Genomic DNA, 18782 nt, shown 5'->3' on the forward strand with positions numbered 1-18782 from the left:
TCTAGAAAGAAAAGATGAAAGATAAAATTAAAGAATATTTGCAAGAGAAGGGGCGAGTGACGGTAAATGACCTAGCTCAGGCTCTCGGAAAGGATGGGTCCAAGGATTTCCGTGAGTTGATTAAAACCCTGTCTCTGATGGAAAGAAAGCACCAGATCCGTTTTGAAGATGATGGTAGTTTATGTCTGGACCAAAAGAAGAAACATGAAATTACCCTCAAAGGGATTTTTCATGCCCATAAAAACGGCTTTGGCTTTGTTAGTCTAGAAGGGGAAGAGGACGACCTTTTTGTAGGAAAAAACGATGTCAACTATGCCATTGATGGTGATACCGTTGAGGTCGTGATTAAGAAAGTCGCTGACCGTAACAAGGGAACTGCTGCAGAAGCAAAAATCATTGATATATTAGAGCATAGTCTGAAAAGCGTTGTTGGTCAAATCGTTTTAGATCAGGAAAAGCCCAAGTATGCGGGCTACATCCGTTCAAAAAATCAGAAAATCAGCCAACCGATCTATGTGAAGAAACCGGCTATCAAGTTGGAAGGTACAGAGGTTCTCAAGGTCATTATCGACAAATACCCGAGTAAGAAACATGATTTCTTTGTCGCTAGTGTTCTCGATGTGGTCGGACACTCGACTGATGCTGGAATTGACGTTCTTGAAGTCTTGGAATCCATGGATATTGTTTCAGAATTTCCAGAAGCTGTTCTCAAGGAGGCAGAAAGTGTACCAGAAGCTCCGTCTCAAAAGGATATGGAAGGTCGTCTAGACCTGAGAGATGAAATCACCTTTACCATTGATGGTGCGGATGCCAAGGACTTGGACGATGCGGTACACATCAAGCCTTTAAAGAATGGCAATATCGAACTCGGAGTTCACATCGCAGATGTTTCCTACTACGTGACTGAGGGTTCTGCCCTCGACAAGGAAGCCCTTAACCGCGCGACTTCTGTCTACGTGACAGACCGTGTGGTCCCAATGCTTCCAGAACGACTGTCAAATGGTATCTGCTCTCTCAATCCTCAAGTAGATCGCTTGACCCAGTCTGCTATTATGGAAATTGATAAACACGGTCGTGTAGTTAATTACACCATTACACAAACAGTGATCAAGACAAGTTTCCGTATGACCTATAGCGCTGTCAATGATATCTTAGCAGGTGACGAGGAAAAAAGACGAGAGTATAAGAAAATTGTTCCTAGTATCGAACTCATGGCCAAGCTTCATGAAAGGCTAGAAAGCATGCGTGAGAAACGTGGTGCCCTTAATTTTGATACCAGCGAAGCAAAGATTCTAGTGGATAAAAAAGGCAAGCCTGTGGATATCGTTCTTCGCCAGCGTGGTGTTGCTGAGCGGATGATCGAGTCCTTCATGTTGATTGCTAATGAAACGGTTGCCGAGCACTTTAGCAAGCTGGACCTACCTTTCATTTATCGGATTCATGAGGAGCCTAAGGCTGAAAAAGTTCAGAAGTTTATTGATTACGCTTCAAGCTTTGGTTTGCGAATTTACGGAACTGCCAGTGAGATTAGCCAGGAGGCGCTTCAAGACATCATGCGTGCTGTTGAGGGAGAGCCCTATGCGGATGTATTGTCCATGATGCTTCTCCGTTCTATGCAGCAGGCTCGCTATTCAGAGCACAATCACGGTCACTATGGCCTTGCTGCTGATTATTACACTCACTTTACCAGTCCGATTCGCCGTTATCCAGACCTCCTTGTCCACCGTATGATTCGAGACTATGGTCGTTCCAAGGAAATAGCAGAGCATTTTGAACAAGTGATTCCAGAGATTGCAACCCAGTCTTCCAATCGTGAACGTCGTGCCATTGAGGCGGAGCGTGAAGTCGAAGCCATGAAAAAAGCTGAGTACATGGAAGAATACGTGGGAGAAGAGTACGATGCAGTTGTATCCAGCATTGTCAAGTTCGGTCTTTTTGTCGAATTGCCAAATACAGTTGAAGGCTTGATTCACATTACCAATCTACCTGAATTTTATCATTTCAATGAGCGTGACTTGACACTCCGCGGAGAGAAATCGGGCATAACCTTCCGTGTAGGACAGCAGATTCGCATTCGGGTTGAAAGAGCCGATAAGATGACAGGTGAGATTGATTTCTCTTATATCCCAAGTGAGTTTGATGTCATCGAAAAAGGCTTGAAACAGTCTAATCGCAGTGACAGAGGTCGTGGTTCAAATCGTCGTTCGGACAAGAAGGAAGATAAGAGAAAATCAGGGCGCTCAAATGATAAGCACAAGCATTCACAAAAAGATAAGAAGAAAAAGGGAAAGAAACCTTTTTACAAAGAAGTAGCTAAGAAAGGAGCCAAGCATGGCAAAGGGCGAGGGAAAGGTCGTCGCACAAAATAAAAAAGCGCACCACGACTATACAATCGTAGATACGCTAGAGGCAGGAATGGTCCTGACCGGAACTGAAATCAAGAGCGTTCGAGCTGCTCGAATCAATCTCAAGGACGGCTTTGCCCAAGTAAAAAATGGGGAAGTCTGGCTGAGCAATGTTCATATCGCCCCTTACGAAGAGGGTAATATCTGGAACCAGGAACCTGAACGCCGTCGTAAACTCCTGCTCCATAAGAAGCAAATTCAAAAATTGGAACAAGAGACCAAAGGAACAGGAATGACCCTAGTTCCCCTCAAAGTCTATATCAAAGATGGCTACGCCAAGCTTCTTTTAGGACTTGCCAAAGGGAAACATGACTATGACAAACGCGAATCCATCAAGCGACGTGAACAAAACCGCGACATTGCGCGTGTGATGAAAGCTGTGAACCAGCGATAAGAAGAGGAATAATAATGGAAAAATTAATTGCCTATAAACGGATGCCCTTGTGGAATAAACAGACCATGCCTGAAGCAGTTCAGCAAAAGCACAATACCAAAGTCGGCACTCGGGGAAAAATTACTGTCTTGAAGGGGGCACTCAAGTTTATTGAGCTGACTGAAGATGGTGAGGTTCTAGCTGAGCACCTCTTTGAGGCAGGTGCAGACAATCCCATGGCGCAACCGCAAGCCTGGCACAGAGTGGAAGCTGCCACTGAAGATGTAGAATGGTACTTGGAATTTTATTGTAAACCTGAGGATTATTTCCCTAAGAAATACAATACCAATCCAGTCCATTCAGAGGTCCTAGAGGCTATGCAGACGGTGAAACCAGGAAGAGCCTTGGATTTGGGTTGTGGTCAAGGCCGTAACTCTCTCTTTCTCGCACAGAATGGTTTTGATGTGACAGCTGTGGATCAAAATGAATTGTCCCTTGAAATCTTGCAAAGCATTGTGGAACAAGAGGATCTAGACATGCCTGTCGGACTTTATGATATCAATTCAGCCAGCATTAGCCAAGACTATGATTTCATCGTATCGACAGTTGTTCTGATGTTCCTACAAGCGGACCGCATTCCAGCTATTATCCAAAATATGCAGGAGCATACCACGGTCGGTGGTTACAATCTTATCGTCTGTGCCATGGATACGGAGGATTATCCTTGCTCGGTTAACTTCCCATTCACCTTTAAAGAAGGGGAGTTGGCGGACTACTACAAGGATTGGGAATTGGTCAAATATAATGAAAATCCAGGACATCTGCACCGTCGTGATGAAAATGGCAATCGCATTCAACTACGCTTTGCGACTATGCTAGCCAAAAAAGTCAAGTAAATCAAACTTAACCCAGCGAATAGAAACCACTTTACATGGTTTCTATTCGTTTTTGTTTGCGTTGGTTGATTGGGGCGAGCAGGATTTTATGCTATACTAGAAGTAGGAAATCTGAGCATTAGAGTTGTATTGCTGATACTCTCAGCGCAAGAAAGTCTTTATGATGGAGGTGGTCGAATGACGAGTCTTTTGGTGGAATTATATGATCGGCATGTATTGGAAAAGAATGTCTACCAAGCCTTTATCAGTGATTGTGACGAGATTCTTTTTCTATCTTTGACGAAAATAAGCAATGAAGAGAAGCTCTCTCTCCGTCAGTTTATCATGGAAGAGGTACCTCATATTCAACGAGTGACCTTTCGTCAGTTATCCTTAGAACAACTAGCAGACCAGTTAGATTATTGCCTAGCAGGCTATGACCAAGTCCTTCTCGATGTTTTTGGTGGGGATTCGCTACTAGCCTTATCTCTCTATCAATACGGCTTGGATCGGCAGCTCCCCATCGTTGCCATGGATGTCGAGCGAGGAAAACAATACAAGTGGGTAGCCGGTCAGTTAGAAAAAGAAGATTTGGACATTCCAACCCTAAGCATCCAACAGCTGATCGCCTTGCGTGGTGGAAAAATGCTCAAATCCAAACGCCCTATCTACTCAGCTCAGCAAATTGCAGCCATCAAAAAACTAGCCAGCTCTGCCATTGCCAATCCTTCCCACTGGTATCAAGTGACCCAATTTTTCTCTCTAGCCAAGACCAATGACCTTCATGCTGAGACCAAAAATATACTGGAAAACAACGGCAAGTATTATCACTACCCAGAATCCCTTATCCCTTTACTTGTGGAAGCAGGGATGCTGCGCATTGAAAGCGAGAACAAGAAACGGGTAGCCTACAGCTTTCCAAGTCAAGAAGCTCAAGTCTTTTGCCGCAACAAGGGGCATATTTTAGAGGTATATCTCTATCTCTTAGCGCTTGAGTCTCGGCTGTTTGATGAATGCATGATAGGTGGTGAGATTGATTGGAATGGCATCTTTCCAGAGGCAGACAATGTTCAAAATGAGATTGATGTTATTCTGAGAAAGGGCCGCTCGATTACCTTTATCTCCTGCAAGATGACAGATTTATCAGTCGAAGCCATCAACGAACTAGAAGTTTACGCCAATCATTTTGCTGGGGAGAGTTGCCTCAAGCTAATTGTCTGTACGGGGAAAATCAATCCCGTTTATGCCAATCGCTGCCAGGAATACGGCGTGCTGGTCATTAGAAGTGAGCAGATTCCTAATCTCATTCCCATGCTGAAAAAATACTCTAAGAGACAAAAGAGATAAGAAATAATATCATGAAAGGCTGGATTCCAGTCTTTTTTAGTTCTTTTTCGAATAAATGAGAAAAGGAGGTAGACCATGTTTGTAGCTAGAGATGCCAAGGGAAAATTGGTGAATGCCCTCGAAAAAGATGTGACCAAGCAAGCCTATACTTGTCCAGCCTGTGGAGGCGGGCTACGATTACGCCAAGGGCAGAGCATTCGAACGCACTTTGCCCATGAAAGGTTAAGAGATTGTATTGCTATTTTCGAGAATGAAAGTCCAGAACACTTGGGAAATAAAGAGGCCCTTTATCATTGGGTCAAGAAGGACAATCAAGTCGCCTTAGAATATAGTCTGCCTGAGATTCAGCAGATAGCAGATGTTCTAGTCAATGGGAAACTAGCTCTGGAGGTCCAGTGCAGTCCCTTGTCTCAAAAGCTTTTAGGTCATAGAAGCCAAGGATACCGTAGCCAGGGCTATCAGGTTATCTGGCTACTGGGAGAAAAACTCTGGTTAAAAGAGCGATTAACACAATTGCAAAGGGGATTTCTCTATTTTAGTCAAAATATGGGTTTCTTTGTTTGGGAACTGGATCTCAAAAGGAAAATTTTGAGACTCAAATATCTTCTTCATCAGGACCTACGTGGCAAGCTTCATTTTCAGGTCAAAGAATTTCCCTATGGACAAGGAAATCTCTTGGAAATTTTACGATTTCCTTATCAAAAACAAAAACTGCCTCGTTTTGCAGTTGTGCAAGATACCACTATCTGTCACTACATTCGCCAGCAGTTGTACTACCAAACGCCCTACTGGATGAAGAAGCAGGAGGAAGCTTATCATCGAGGAGACAATCTATTAAACCATCAAGTGGACGACTGGTATCCCCAGGTCAGACCGATAGAATCGGGTGATTTTTTGCAGATTGAAACGGATCTGACTAGCTATTATAGAAATTTTCAGGCTTACTATCAAAAAAATCCGAAAAATAATAGCCAAAAGCTCTATCCACCAGCCTTTTATCACTTATATTTCTCAAAAAATGTGGTAAAATAGAAAGGATGGAGGAATCTTATGGTATTACAACGACATGAAATAAATGAAAAAGATACATGGGATCTTTCGACAATCTACCCAACAGACCAGGCTTGGGAAGAAGCCTTGAAAGATTTAACTGAAAAAGTACAAACAGCATCTCAGTATGAGGGACATCTCTTGGATAGCGCAGACAGTTTGCTTGAGATTACAGAATTCTCACTCGACTTGGAACGCCAAGTTGAAAAGCTTTATGTCTATGCGCATATGAAAAATGACCAGGACACGCGTGAAGCCAAGTATCAAGAGTACTATGCTAAGGCAATGACCCTATACAGTCAGTTAGAACAAGCCTTTTCATTCTATGAACCTGAGTTTATGGAGATTAGCGAAGAGCAGTATGCGGCCTTCCTAGAAGCTCAACCAAAACTCCAAGTTTACAAGCACTTTTTTGACAAGCTCTTGCAAAAGAAAGACCATGTTCTTTCGCAACGTGAGGAAGAATTGCTTGCTGGAGCAGGAGAAATCTTTGGCGCTGCTAGTGAAACCTTCGCTATTTTGGACAATGCGGATATTAGCTTCCCATACGTGCTTGATGACGAAGGCAAGGAAGTGCAACTCTCACACGGTACTTACATCCGTTTGATGGAGTCTAAAAACCGTGAAGTGCGTCGTGGTGCTTATGAAGCCCTTTATGCGACTTACGAGCAATTTCAACATACTTATGCTAAGACCTTGCAGACAAATGTTAAGGTGCAAAACTACCGAGCAAAAGTTCGCAACTATAAGAGTGCTCGCCATGCAGCCCTCGCAGCAAACTTTGTTCCAGAAAGTGTCTATGACAATCTAGTAGCAGCAGTGCGCAAGCATTTGCCACTCTTGCATCGATACCTAGAACTTCGTTCTAAAATCTTGGGGATTTCCGACCTCAAGATGTACGATGTCTACACACCGCTTTCGTCAGTAGATTATAGCTTTACCTACGAAGAAGCCTTGAAAAAGGCAGAAGAAGCTTTGGCAGTTTTAGGTGACGACTACTTGAGCCGTGTTAAACGTGCCTTCAGTGAGCGTTGGATTGATGTCTATGAAAACCAAGGCAAGCGTTCTGGTGCCTACTCTGGTGGTTCTTACGATACCAATGCCTTTATGCTTCTCAACTGGCAGGACAATCTAGACAATCTTTTTACCCTTGTCCATGAGACAGGTCACAGTATGCACTCAAGCTATACTCGTGAAACCCAACCTTATGTTTATGGGGATTACTCTATCTTCTTGGCTGAGATTGCCTCAACGACTAACGAAAATATCTTGACAGAGAAATTGTTGGAAGAAGTGGAAGACGCCGCAACGCGCTTTGCTATTCTCAATAACTTCCTAGATGGTTTCCGTGGAACAGTTTTCCGTCAAACTCAATTCGCTGAGTTTGAACATGCTATCCACCAAGCAGACCAAAATGGAGAAGTCTTGACAAGTGATTTCCTCAATAAACTCTACGCTGACTTGAACCAAGAGTACTACGGACTCAGCAAGGAAGACAATCCTCAGATCCAATACGAGTGGGCACGCATTCCACATTTCTACTATAACTACTATGTTTATCAGTATTCAACTGGTTTTGCAGCTGCTTCAGCCTTGGCTGAGAAGATTGTCCATGGTAGTCAAGAAGACCGTGACCGCTATATCGACTACCTCAAGGCAGGTAAGTCAGACTATCCACTCAATGTTATGAGAAAAGCGGGTGTTGATATGGAAAAAGAAGACTATCTCAACGATGCCTTTGCAGTCTTTGAACGTCGCTTGAACGAGTTTGAAGCACTTGTAGAAAAATTAGGATTGGCATAAGATCCATGGTAGAATCTTACAGTAAAAACGCCAATCACAATATGCGACGTCCCGTCGTCAAGGAAGAAATCGTAGAACTCATGCGCCAGCGTCAAAAGCAGGTGACAGGTTCCTTGAAAGAATTGGAGACCTTCGCTCGCAAGGAAAACATTCCCATCATTCCTCATGAAACGGTTGCTTATTTCCGTTTTCTAATGGAAACTATGCAACCTAAGAACATTTTGGAGATTGGGACAGCTATCGGTTTTTCAGCCCTCTTGATGGCGGAACATGCGCCAGATGCCAAGATTACAACCATTGACCGTAATCCAGAAATGATAGGCTTTGCCAAGGAAAACTTTACCCAGTTTGACAGTCGTAAGCAAATCACCTTACTTGAAGGTGATGCTGTTGATATTTTATCTACTTTGACAGAAACATATGATTTTGTCTTTATGGATTCGGCCAAGTCAAAGTATATCGTCTTTCTGCCTGAAATCCTTAAACATTTGGAAGTTGGTGGAGTAGTCGTCTTGGATGATATTTTCCAAGGAGGAGATGTTGCCAAGGACATCATGGAAGTCCGCCGAGGTCAACGTACCATTTACCGTGGTTTGCAAAGGCTTTTCGACGCAACGTTGGACAATCCAGGTCTAACAGCAACTCTAGTTCCACTTGGAGACGGCATTCTCATGTTACGAAAGAATCTAGCAGAAGTAGAGCTTCCTGAGAGAGAATGATTTTCAGAAAAATTTAAGAAATTATAGTAAAATAGATAAGGTAACACTTACCGTAAAAGGAGTAAAAATGAAGAAAAAACTTATGGCAGGAGCCATCACACTTTTATCAGTAGCAACACTTGCAGCTTGTTCAAACAGTTCTGAAGGAAAAGATTTGATCAGCATGAAGGGCGATGTGATTACAGAGCATCAATTCTTTGAAGAAGTAAAGAATAATCCAACTGCACAACAAGTCTTGCTCAATATGACCATCCAAAAAGTATTTGAACAACAATATGGATCAGAGGTAACGGATAAAGATGTGGATGATGCCGTTGCTGAAGAACAAAAGAAATACGGCGATAGCTACAACAGCGTGCTTCAACGTGCAGGTATGACACCTGAGACTCGTAAAGCTCAAATCCGCACTAGCAAATTGGTTGAATTGGCAGTTAAGAAGGCTGCTGAGAGTGAGTTGACAGACGAAGCTTACCAAAAAGCTTTTGAGTCTTACACACCAGATGTAACAGCTCAAATCATCCGTTTGGATAATGAAGACAAGGCAAAAGAAGTACTTGAGAAAGCTAAAGCAGAAGGTGCAGATTTTGCTCAGTTGGCAAAAGACAACTCTAACGACGACAAAACAAAAGAAAATGGTGGAGAAATCACTTTTGACTCTGCTTCTACAGAACTTCCAGAACAAGTCAAGAAAGCAGCCTTTGCCTTGGATGTGAACGGGGTTTCTGATGTGATTACAGCTACTGGAACACAAGCCTACAGCAGTCAGTTCTACATCATCAAAGTAACGAAGAAAACAGAAAAATCTTCTAATATAGAGGATTACAAAGAAAAATTGAAGACCATCATCTTGACTCAGAAACAAAATGATTCAGCCTTTGTTCAAGGAGTAATTGGTAAAGAATTGCAAGCAGCAAACATCAAGGTTAAAGACCAATCATTCCAAAACATCTTCACCCAATACATCGGTGGTGGTGACTCAAGCTCAAGCAGCAGTTCTTCATCTAACTAAGTAAGCAAAAAACAAATCTCAAAAGAGATTTGTTTTTTTATACCTGATACTAGAAAATGAGTAAAATTCGAAGGATTAAAGGATAAGAGTTTTTTTCTTTCTGAAAAAGTGGTATAATAGCAATCAAAACTAGAAAATAAAACGGAATTGGGAACAGAAGCGTCTGTTCCTATTAGAGTGGTGAAATATGAAAATTAGTAAAAGGCACCTACTAAACTATTCCATTTTGATTCCTTATTTCCTTTTATCGATTTTGGGACTGATTGTGGTGTACTCGACAACGAGTGCAACCTTGATCGAAGAAGGGAAAAGCGCCTTTCAATTGGTGCGTAACCAGGGGATCTTCTGGATAGCTAGTTTGATTTTGATTGCCTTAATCTATAAATTAAAATTAGGTTTCCTAAGAAATGGGCGTCTCATCTTTATCGTAATGATTGTGGAGATGGTTCTTTTAGCTCTGGCGCGACTGGTCGGGACACCTGTCAATGGAGCATACGGATGGATTTCTGTAGGACCTGTAACGATTCAGCCTGCAGAGTACCTTAAGATTATCATCATCTGGTACCTGGCACATCGATTTTCAAAACAACAAGATGAGATTGCGGTTTATGACTTCCAGGTTTTGACACAGAATCAGTGGCTACCTCGAGCTTTTAACGACTGGCGTTTTGTTCTGCTAGTTCTGATTGGTAGCTTGGGAATTTTCCCAGACTTGGGAAATGCGACCATCTTGGTCTTGGTGGCGCTCATCATGTATACGGTTAGTGGGATCGCCTATCGTTGGTTCTCGACCATTTTGGCTCTCTTGGCAGGGAGCTCAATGTTAGTCTTGTCTGTCATTCGCTTTGTTGGGGTTGAAAAGTTCTCTCAAATTCCTGTATTTGGTTACGTTGCTAAACGTTTTAGTGCCTTCTTTAATCCCTTTAATGACTTGGCAGGTGCAGGACACCAGCTCGCAAATTCCTACTATGCAATGGTAAATGGTGGCTGGTTTGGACTGGGACTGGGGAATTCTATCGAGAAGCGTGGTTATCTGCCAGAAGCCCATACGGATTTTGTCTTTTCGATTGTCATCGAGGAGTTTGGATTCGTAGGAGCTAGTATGATTTTGGCTTTACTCTTCTTCTTGATTTTGCGAATCATCTTGGTTGGTATTCGAGCAAAGGATCCCTTTAACTCCATGGTTGCTATTGGTGTCGGAGGAATGATCCTTGTTCAGGTCTTTGTCAATATTGGTGGGATTTCAGGGTTGATTCCTTCTACAGGGGTAACCTTCCCCTTCCTTTCACAAGGTGGGAACAGTCTATTGGTATTATCCGTAGCCATCGCGCTTGTACTGAATATTGATGCCAGTGAAAAACGTGCCAAACTTATCAGAGAATACGAGAATCAAACCGATGAAAATCTGTAAGGATTGAATGGAAAGGAAAGTATATGTCTCTTCAAAAATTAGAAAACTATAGTAATAAAGCAGTCGTCCAAGAAGAAGTCTTGATTCTGACTGAGCTATTAGAAGATATCACAAAAAATATGCTGGCGCCAGAAACCTTTGAAAAGATTATCCAGTTGAAGGAATTATCAACTAGCGAGAATTATCAAGGGCTCAATGACCTAGTGACCAGTCTTTCGAATGAAGAAATGATTTACATTTCACGCTATTTCTCAATCCTTCCACTTTTGATTAATATCTCTGAGGATGTGGATTTGGCCTATGAAATCAATCACCAAAACAATGTGGACCAAGACTATCTAGGAAAACTATCTACAACGATTAAGATGGTAGCTGAAAAAGAAAATGCAGCCGAAATTTTAGAAAAGTTAAATGTCGTTCCTGTCTTGACCGCTCATCCAACGCAAGTACAACGCAAGAGTATGCTGGACTTGACCAACCATATCCATACGCTTTTGCGCAAGTACCGTGATGTCAAACTTGGTTTGATTAATAAAGAAAAATGGCACACGGATCTCCGTCGTTACATTGAAATTATCATGCAGACGGACATGATTCGTGAGAAAAAATTGAAAGTAACCAACGAAATCACCAACGTGATGGAGTACTACCAAAGTTCTTTCCTGAATGCTGTTCCGCGTTTGACAGCTGAGTATAAAAAAATGGCTAAAGAACAAGGTATCGAGCTTGAGCATCCAAAACCGATTACCATGGGGATGTGGATCGGAGGAGACCGTGATGGAAATCCTTTCGTAACTGCAGAAACCCTCAACAAATCAGCCTTGACTCAGTGTGAAGTCATCATGAACTATTACGATGAAAAAATTTATAATCTTTATCGTGAGTTTTCACTTTCAACCAGCATCGTGAATGTCAGCGACAAGGTTCGTGAGATGGCGCTGAAGTCACAAGACAACTCCATTTATCGTGAAAAAGAACTCTATCGTCGTGCCCTTTTTGATATCCAAGCTAAGATGCAGGCAACCAAGGCTTATCTCATTGAAGACAAGGAACTTCAGCCTAGATATGCCACTGCAGATGAATTCTATCAAGATTTGTTGGCGATTCGCGATTCTCTCCTTGAAAACAAAGGGGAATACCTGATTTCTGGAGAATTTGTCGAGTTGATGCAAGCTGTCGAAATCTTTGGCTTCTACCTTGCCTCTATTGACATGCGCCAGGATTCTAGCGTTCACGAAGCCTGTGTGGCTGAATTGTTAGCATCAGCTGGTATCAACGACCACTATAGCGATCTGTCTGAAGACGAAAAATGTAGCCTTCTCTTAAAAGAGTTGGAAGAAGACCCTCGTATCCTCTCAGCTACTCATGCTGAAAAGTCAGAACTTCTTGAGAAGGAACTGTCTATCTTTAAAGCGGCCCGCAAGTTGAAGGATAAACTGGGTGAAAATGTCATTCGTCAAACCATTATCTCACATGCAACAAGTGTATCCGATATGCTCGAATTAGCCATTATGCTTAAGGAAGTCGGCTTGGTGGATGCTCAAAAAGCCCGCGTTCAGATTGTTCCCCTCTTTGAAACGATTGAAGATTTGGATCACTCAGAAGAAACCATGAGAAGATATTTCTCTCTTCCTTTGGCTAAAAAATGGATTGCTTCAAAAGACAACTACCAAGAAATCATGCTTGGCTACTCTGATAGTAACAAGGATGGTGGTTATCTATCATCATGTTGGACCCTCTATAAAGCGCAACAACAACTGACGGCTATTGGGGATGAATTTGGCGTTAAGGTCACTTTCTTCCACGGTCGCGGTGGTACTGTGGGTCGTGGTGGTGGACCAACTTATGAAGCCATCACATCTCAACCACTCAAGTCTATTAAGGACTGTATCCGTTTGACTGAGCAAGGAGAAGTGATTGGAAACAAATACGGAAACAAAGACGCTGCCTATTATAACCTTGAAATGCTAGTTTCTGCAGCCATTAACCGTATGATTACCAAGAAGAAGAGTGATACCAATACGTCAAATCGTTACGAAGCTATCATGGATCAAGTAGTGGATCGCAGCTACGATATCTACCGTGACTTGGTCTTTGGAAATGAACATTTCTATGACTATTTCTTTGAATCAAGTCCAATCAAGGCTATTTCAAGCTTCAATATCGGTTCGCGTCCAGCAGCTCGTAAGACCATCACTGAAATTGGCGGTTTGCGTGCCATTCCTTGGGTCTTCTCATGGTCACAAAGCCGTGTTATGTTCCCTGGATGGTATGGAGTGGGATCAAGCTTTAAAGAATTTATAGATCAAGATCCGAAGAATATCGAGTTCCTTCGTGACATGTACCAAAACTGGCCTTTCTTCCAATCTTTGCTTTCCAATGTAGACATGGTCTTGTCTAAGTCTAATATGAACATTGCTTTTGAATATGCCAAGCTCTGTGAAGACGAAGAAGTACAAGCTATCTACTACACTATTTTAGATGAATGGCAGTTGACCAAGGATGTTATTTTAGCTATCGAAGGTTATGACGAACTCTTGGCAGAAAACTCTTATCTAAAAGACAGTCTAAACTATCGTATGCCTTACTTTAATATCCTGAACTACATCCAGTTGGAGTTGATCAAACGTCAACGTCGCGGCGAATTGTCGGCAGACGAAGAAAAACTGATCCATACAACTATCAACGGAATTGCAACCGGTTTGCGTAATTCAGGCTGATATTCTACAAACTTCCTCTTTTATAAAGGGGAAGTTTTTGAATTATTTAAAAAATTCTAAAAATAAGCTTGACAAGTAGTTGAAAAATGATATAATTTAAACATTCAGAAAGTAATCATGCTCATTTTTTAGAGAGTCTGTGGTTGGTGAAAGCAGATAGATGAAATTGATGAAATTGGGCTGAATGTACTTAAGAATTTGAAATCATAAAAATTCGGTGAGCACACCTTACAGTGCAACTCGTTATTGCGAGAAAGAGCGATAGGGATATTCCCTATAATTGAGGTGGCACCGCGCATCGACGTCCTCACACAAGTTTTTTGTGTGAGGACTTTTTCTATGGGGAGGAAAGATATTGGAATTTAAACGATGGCATCGCTTGATGATGTGATTTAACAAGTTAAGGTAAAAGAAATAAGGAGAAAGAAAAATGAAAAATAAACGTTTGATTGGAATTGTCGCTGGATTAGCAGTATTGGTGGTGGCTAGCTTGATTTATTCATCTATGAACAAGCCAGCAGCTAAGGAAGAGCAAAAGGTCGCTAAGGTTGGTGTCCTTCAATTTGTTAGTCACCCATCCTTGGACTTGATTTACCAAGGGATTCAAGATGGACTAGCTGAAGAAGGCTATAAAGACGATCAAGTAAAAATCGACTTTATGAACTCTGAAGGTGATCAGAGCAAGGTTGCAACCATGAGTAAACAATTGGTAGCAAATGGAAACGACGTTGTTGTTGGGATTGCTACACCAGCTGCTCAAGGACTTGCTAGTGCTACAAAAGACCTACCTGTTATCATGGCTGCTATTACAGACCCAATCGGTGCTAACTTGGTCAAAGATTTGAAAAAACCAGGTGGCAACATTACAGGGGTGTCAGATCATAACCCAGCTGAACAGCAAGTGGAATTGATTAAAACTTTGACACCAAATGTCAAAACAATCGGCGCTCTTTACTCAAGTAGCGAAGATAACTCAAAAACACAGGTAGAAGAATTCAAGGCTTATGCTGAAAAAGCAGGTTTGACAGTCGAAACCTTTGCTGTTCCATCAACCAATGAAATTGCTTCAACAGTTAATGTTATGACAAGCAAGGTTGATGCGATTTGGGTTCCAATTGACAACACCATCGCATCCGCATTTTCAACAGTTGTTTCAAGCAACCAAACAGCTAAAAAGCCAATCTACCCAAGTGCCACTGCCATGGTAGAAGCAGGTGGATTAGCATCTGTTGTAGTTGACCAACACGATCTTGGTGTGGCTACTGGTAAGATGATTGCCAAAGTTTTGAAAGGTGAAAAACCAGCTGATACGCCAGTTAATGTCTTTTCAACTGGTAAGTCAGTGATTAACAAAAAACTAGCGCAGGAACTTGGTATTACCATTCCTGAGTCCGTTCTAAAAGAAGCGGGACAAGTGATTGAATAAAGATAAAGGAGGAGCTGGACACATCTCCTCCCATTTTTACTAAAGAAAGAAATGAGTGAAAGATTATGATAGTATCCATTATTTCTCAGGGAATGGTCTGGGCGATTTTAGGTTTGGGAATCTTTATGACTTTTCGAATTTTGAATTTTCCAGATATGACTACTGAAGGTTCTTTTCCTCTTGGGGGAGCAGTAGCTGTAAACTTGATAACACAGGGAGTCAACCCATTTTTAGCAACCCTTGCCGCAGTAGGAGCGGGCTGTCTGGCTGGAATGGCGACAGGTCTCTTATATACCAAAGGAAAAATCCCAACACTCTTATCAGGAATTCTGGTCATGACTTCCTGCCATTCCATCATGCTCATGATTATGGGGCGTGCCAATCTGGGGCTTCTTGGAACCAAACAAATTCAGGATGTCTTGCCTTTCGATTCGGATCTCAATCAACTCCTGACTGGATTAATCTTTGTAGCTCTTGTTATTGGTCTCATGCTCTTTTTCCTAGATACCAAACTAGGTCAGGCCTACATTGCTACAGGTGACAATCCCGATATGGCTCGTAGCTTTGGTATCAATACAGGACGTATGGAACTCATGGGTTTGGTTCTCTCAAATGGGATTATCGCGCTTGCAGGGGCCTTAATTGCTCAACAAGAAGGATACGCGGATGTTTCTCGAGGAATTGGCGTGATTGTCGTAGGGCTTGCTAGCTTGATTATTGGTGAGGTTTTGTTCAAGAGTTTGACCCTAGCAGAGCGACTCATGACCATCGTCGTAGGGTCTATTGCTTATCAATTCCTCGTTTGGGGAGTGATTGCTCTTGGGTTTAATACAAGTTATCTTCGTTTGTACAGCGCCTTGATTTTGGCAGTTTGCCTTATGATTCCAACCTTCAAAAGCAAATACCTGAAAGGAGTCAAGTTTAGCAAATGACAGCAATTGTAGAATTAAAAAATGCTACCAAAGTCATCACGAATGGCTTTGATGAGAAAAAAATCATTCTGAATGATGTTTCTCTTGAAATTTTCGAACATGATTTCATTACTATCCTAGGTGGAAATGGAGCTGGGAAGTCAACTCTTTTTAACACTATTGCAGGTACCTTACCTTTAACAAGCGGAAGTATCCGCATCATGGGGGAGGATGTGACGCATTTTTCACCTGAAAAGCGGGCCAAGTACTTGTCTCGTGTCTTTCAGGATCCTAAAATGGGTACGGCTCCTCGTATGACGGTAGCGGAAAATCTCTTGATTGCCAAGTTTCGTGGTGAGAAGAGAGGACTCCTTCCTAGGAGACTTTCAAGTCACCGAGAGGAGTTTCAGACTACCATTGAAAAAGTGGGAAATGGTCTTGAAAAACATCTGGACACTCCTATTGAATTTCTATCAGGTGGTCAACGTCAGGCCTTGAGTCTCTTGATGGCAACCTTGAAGCGACCAGAGTTGCTCTTGTTGGATGAACACACAGCAGCTCTCGACCCAAAGACCAGTGTTGCCTTGATGGAGTTAACAGATGACTTTGTCAGCAAGGATCATCTAACAGCCTTGATGATTACCCACCATATGGAAGATGCACTAAAGTATGGCAATCGTCTGATTGTCATGAAGGAAGGTCGTATCATCCAAGACCTCAATAAAGAAGAAAAAGCTAAGATGAAAATTTCAGACTACTATCAATTATTTGAATAGATGAGTGAAGTAATCATCAAAAAATAGTGAAAATTAACTTAGAAACATGGAAGTGTTTCTGAGTTTTTTCTCTCCTCTTTCTATCTAGAAAAATAAGGCAAAGAGAATTACGGAAAGCGTATGAAATGGTTTACTTTTTTTCAGAAATAAGCTATACTAGTTTACGTGAAACTATGATAAGATGGAGGTATTGTGTATGGTTGACAAGCAAGTCATTGAAGAAATCAAAAACAATGCCAACATTGTGGAAGTCATAGGTGATGTGATTTCTTTACAGAAGGCTGGACGGAACTATTTAGGGCTCTGTCCTTTTCATGGTGAAAAGACCCCCTCTTTCAACGTTGTGGAAGACAAGCAGTTTTACCACTGTTTTGGATGTGGGCGTTCAGGAGATGTCTTTAAATTTATCGAAGAATACCAAGGCGTGTCCTTCATGGAAGCCGTTCAGCTCTTAGGAGAGCGCGTCGGTATTCAACTAGCTATGCCTGTTCAGTCTCGTCCCCAACAAGCTTCCCCTCATCAAGCTCTATATGATATGCATGAAGAAGCTGCCCGTTTTTACCATGCCATCCTCATGACGACAAAGATGGGAGAAGAAGCAAGGGCTTATCTCTACAAACGCGGATTGACAGACGATGTTCTGAAGCACTTCCAGATTGGACTAGCTCCAGCAGAGAGAACTTATCTCTATCAACGTTTGGCTGACAAGTTTGAGGAAAAGGATTTATTGGATTCGGGCTTGTTTTATCTGTCAGATGGCAATCAGTTTTATGATACTTTTTTTGGACGGATCATCTTTCCTTTGACCAATGACAAGGGACAGGTTATTGCATTTTCAGGTCGTATCTGGCAAGAAACGGACAGTCAGACTGCCAAATATAAAAATAGTCGCTCGACTGCAATTTTTAACAAGAGTTACGAATTGTATCATTTGGACAAGGCAAAAAAGGGAACAGGTAAGATTACAGAGCTCTATCTGATGGAAGGCTTCATGGATGTGATCGCAGCCTACCGTGCTGGTATAGAAAATGCTGTAGCTTCCATGGGAACAGCCTTAAGCAAGGAGCATGTTGATCACCTCAAACGCTTTACCAAAAAAATTGTTCTCAGCTATGATGGTGACAAGGCAGGGCAGGCAGCAACAACCAAGGCTCTAGAGGAATTAAAAGACTTCTCAGTGGAGGTTGTTCGAGTACCTGATGCCATGGACCCAGATGAGTATTTGCAAAAGAATTCTGCTGAAGACCTGGCTTACCTTTTAACCAAGACACGAATCAGTCCCATAGAGTTCTATATTCACCAGCTCAAGCCGGAAAATAGTGATAACTTGCAGGCGCAAATTGAGTTCATTGAAAAGATTGCGCCCCTAATCGCCAAAGAAAAGTCTATCACTGCCCAGAATTCTTATATCCACATTCTGGCGGATAATCTACCTTCCTTTGATTACCAACAGGTGGAGCAGATTGTAAATGAAAGTCGCATTGTTCAGCGGCAGGAAAGAGTCAAAGAGGAGCAACCTCCAGCAGCGATTAGTATACCTGTAACGCGACAATTGACAGCAGTCATGAGAGCAGAGGCTCATCTCCTCTATAGGATGGCTGAGAATCCAGTTGTTCTAAATGACTACAGATTAAGAGAAGATTTTTTCTTTGATACCCCAGAATTTCAGATTCTTTACGAATTATTAAGTGAGCAGGGAGAAATCGGCTCAGAGGAGCTTTCTCATCAGACACCTGAGGTTGAAAATGCTTGGTACCACGTGCTTAGCTTGGATTTGCCAGCTGAGATGTCGCCTCAAGAGCTAGCGGAAGTCGAAGCGACTCGAAACCGTGCCCTCCTCAGCAAGGACAACTTAAGAATTAAAAAGAAAGTGCAGGAAGCTAGTCATGTAGGAGATACAGACACAGCCTTGGAAGAATTGCAACGATTGATTTCCCAAAAGAGAAGAATGGAGTAA

14 protein-coding genes and 1 other annotated feature are annotated in these 18782 nt (G+C 42.2%); all 14 genes read left to right on the forward strand.

What is annotated here, in order from left to right; all coding sequences use genetic code 11:
• Window positions 1-14: 14 nt before the first annotated feature.
• The 14 genes from rnr (at window position 15) to dnaG (ending at window position 18782) form a co-directional block, all read left to right on the forward strand.
• Complete coding sequence (gene rnr / locus O3652_RS01615) at window positions 15-2369, forward strand: ribonuclease R (RefSeq protein WP_371590008.1); 2355 nt, start codon at window positions 15-17, stop codon at window positions 2367-2369.
• A complete protein-coding gene (gene smpB, locus O3652_RS01620) occupies window positions 2332-2799 on the forward strand; it encodes an SsrA-binding protein SmpB (protein ID WP_001051742.1) in 468 nt (155 codons plus the stop codon). The genes rnr and smpB overlap by 38 nt, the downstream gene beginning before the upstream one ends.
• Window positions 2800-2813: 14 nt before the next feature.
• Window positions 2814-3674, forward strand: coding sequence for an SAM-dependent methyltransferase TehB (gene tehB, locus O3652_RS01625; protein ID WP_125413221.1), 861 nt, complete (start codon window positions 2814-2816; stop codon window positions 3672-3674).
• Window positions 3675-3851: 177 nt separating this feature from the next.
• Window positions 3852-5000 carry a DUF1887 family protein gene (locus O3652_RS01630; RefSeq protein WP_125413220.1) on the forward strand — a complete coding sequence of 383 codons (1149 nt, stop codon included), beginning with the start codon at window positions 3852-3854 and terminating at the stop codon, window positions 4998-5000.
• Window positions 5001-5075: 75 nt separating this feature from the next.
• Entirely contained in the window at window positions 5076-6032 is a 957-nt protein-coding gene (locus O3652_RS01635; RefSeq protein WP_125413219.1) for a competence protein CoiA, read from the forward strand.
• Window positions 6033-6050: 18 nt separating this feature from the next.
• On the forward strand, window positions 6051-7853 hold the full coding sequence (gene pepF, locus O3652_RS01640) for an oligoendopeptidase F (protein WP_125413218.1): 1803 nt from the start codon (window positions 6051-6053) through the stop codon (window positions 7851-7853).
• A gap of 5 nt (window positions 7854-7858) precedes the next feature.
• The gene (locus O3652_RS01645) at window positions 7859-8572 is read left to right on the forward strand and encodes an O-methyltransferase (RefSeq protein WP_371590009.1); all 714 of its coding nucleotides are present in this window, start codon (window positions 7859-7861) and stop codon (window positions 8570-8572) included.
• A 67-nt stretch (window positions 8573-8639) separates the two neighbouring features.
• Window positions 8640-9581 carry a peptidylprolyl isomerase PrsA gene (gene prsA, locus O3652_RS01650; RefSeq protein ID WP_000728082.1) on the forward strand — a complete coding sequence of 314 codons (942 nt, stop codon included), beginning with the start codon at window positions 8640-8642 and terminating at the stop codon, window positions 9579-9581.
• 187 nt (window positions 9582-9768) lie between these two features.
• Complete coding sequence (gene ftsW / locus O3652_RS01655; protein ID WP_000703342.1) at window positions 9769-10992, forward strand: cell division peptidoglycan polymerase FtsW; 1224 nt, start codon at window positions 9769-9771, stop codon at window positions 10990-10992.
• A gap of 23 nt (window positions 10993-11015) precedes the next feature.
• Entirely contained in the window at window positions 11016-13712 is a 2697-nt protein-coding gene (ppc, locus tag O3652_RS01660) for a phosphoenolpyruvate carboxylase (protein ID WP_125413216.1), read from the forward strand.
• A 96-nt stretch (window positions 13713-13808) separates the two neighbouring features.
• Window positions 13809-14024: a binding site (T-box leader), on the forward strand.
• A gap of 118 nt (window positions 14025-14142) precedes the next feature.
• Complete coding sequence (trpX, locus tag O3652_RS01665; protein WP_000792183.1) at window positions 14143-15138, forward strand: tryptophan ABC transporter substrate-binding protein; 996 nt, start codon at window positions 14143-14145, stop codon at window positions 15136-15138.
• 65 nt (window positions 15139-15203) lie between these two features.
• Window positions 15204-16070 carry an ABC transporter permease gene (locus O3652_RS01670; RefSeq protein ID WP_125413215.1) on the forward strand — a complete coding sequence of 289 codons (867 nt, stop codon included), beginning with the start codon at window positions 15204-15206 and terminating at the stop codon, window positions 16068-16070.
• Window positions 16067-16825: an ABC transporter ATP-binding protein gene (locus O3652_RS01675; protein ID WP_125413214.1), complete on the forward strand. Its 759-nt coding sequence runs from the start codon at window positions 16067-16069 to the stop codon at window positions 16823-16825. Before O3652_RS01670 ends, O3652_RS01675 begins: the two co-directional genes overlap by 4 nt.
• Before the next feature lie 196 nt (window positions 16826-17021).
• Complete coding sequence (dnaG, locus tag O3652_RS01680; RefSeq protein WP_125413213.1) at window positions 17022-18782, forward strand: DNA primase; 1761 nt, start codon at window positions 17022-17024, stop codon at window positions 18780-18782.

This window comes from Streptococcus sp. 27098_8_23, assembly GCF_041432195.1.
Classification (GTDB): Bacteria; Bacillota; Bacilli; order Lactobacillales; family Streptococcaceae; genus Streptococcus.

What these genes read in the sequence shown, in the direction of transcription:
- rnr (WP_371590008.1), top strand. Translation starts at nt 15, where the DNA reads ATGAAAGATAAAATTAAAGAATATTTGCAAGAGAAGGGGCGAGTGACG.
- smpB (WP_001051742.1), top strand. Translation starts at nt 2,332, where the DNA reads ATGGCAAAGGGCGAGGGAAAGGTCGTCGCACAAAATAAAAAAGCGCAC.
- tehB (WP_125413221.1), top strand. Translation starts at nt 2,814, where the DNA reads ATGGAAAAATTAATTGCCTATAAACGGATGCCCTTGTGGAATAAACAG.
- O3652_RS01630 (WP_125413220.1), top strand. Translation starts at nt 3,852, where the DNA reads ATGACGAGTCTTTTGGTGGAATTATATGATCGGCATGTATTGGAAAAG.
- O3652_RS01635 (WP_125413219.1), top strand. Translation starts at nt 5,076, where the DNA reads ATGTTTGTAGCTAGAGATGCCAAGGGAAAATTGGTGAATGCCCTCGAA.
- pepF (WP_125413218.1), top strand. Translation starts at nt 6,051, where the DNA reads ATGGTATTACAACGACATGAAATAAATGAAAAAGATACATGGGATCTT.
- O3652_RS01645 (WP_371590009.1), top strand. Translation starts at nt 7,859, where the DNA reads ATGGTAGAATCTTACAGTAAAAACGCCAATCACAATATGCGACGTCCC.
- prsA (WP_000728082.1), top strand. Translation starts at nt 8,640, where the DNA reads ATGAAGAAAAAACTTATGGCAGGAGCCATCACACTTTTATCAGTAGCA.
- ftsW (WP_000703342.1), top strand. Translation starts at nt 9,769, where the DNA reads ATGAAAATTAGTAAAAGGCACCTACTAAACTATTCCATTTTGATTCCT.
- ppc (WP_125413216.1), top strand. Translation starts at nt 11,016, where the DNA reads ATGTCTCTTCAAAAATTAGAAAACTATAGTAATAAAGCAGTCGTCCAA.
- trpX (WP_000792183.1), top strand. Translation starts at nt 14,143, where the DNA reads ATGAAAAATAAACGTTTGATTGGAATTGTCGCTGGATTAGCAGTATTG.
- O3652_RS01670 (WP_125413215.1), top strand. Translation starts at nt 15,204, where the DNA reads ATGATAGTATCCATTATTTCTCAGGGAATGGTCTGGGCGATTTTAGGT.
- O3652_RS01675 (WP_125413214.1), top strand. Translation starts at nt 16,067, where the DNA reads ATGACAGCAATTGTAGAATTAAAAAATGCTACCAAAGTCATCACGAAT.
- dnaG (WP_125413213.1), top strand. Translation starts at nt 17,022, where the DNA reads ATGGTTGACAAGCAAGTCATTGAAGAAATCAAAAACAATGCCAACATT.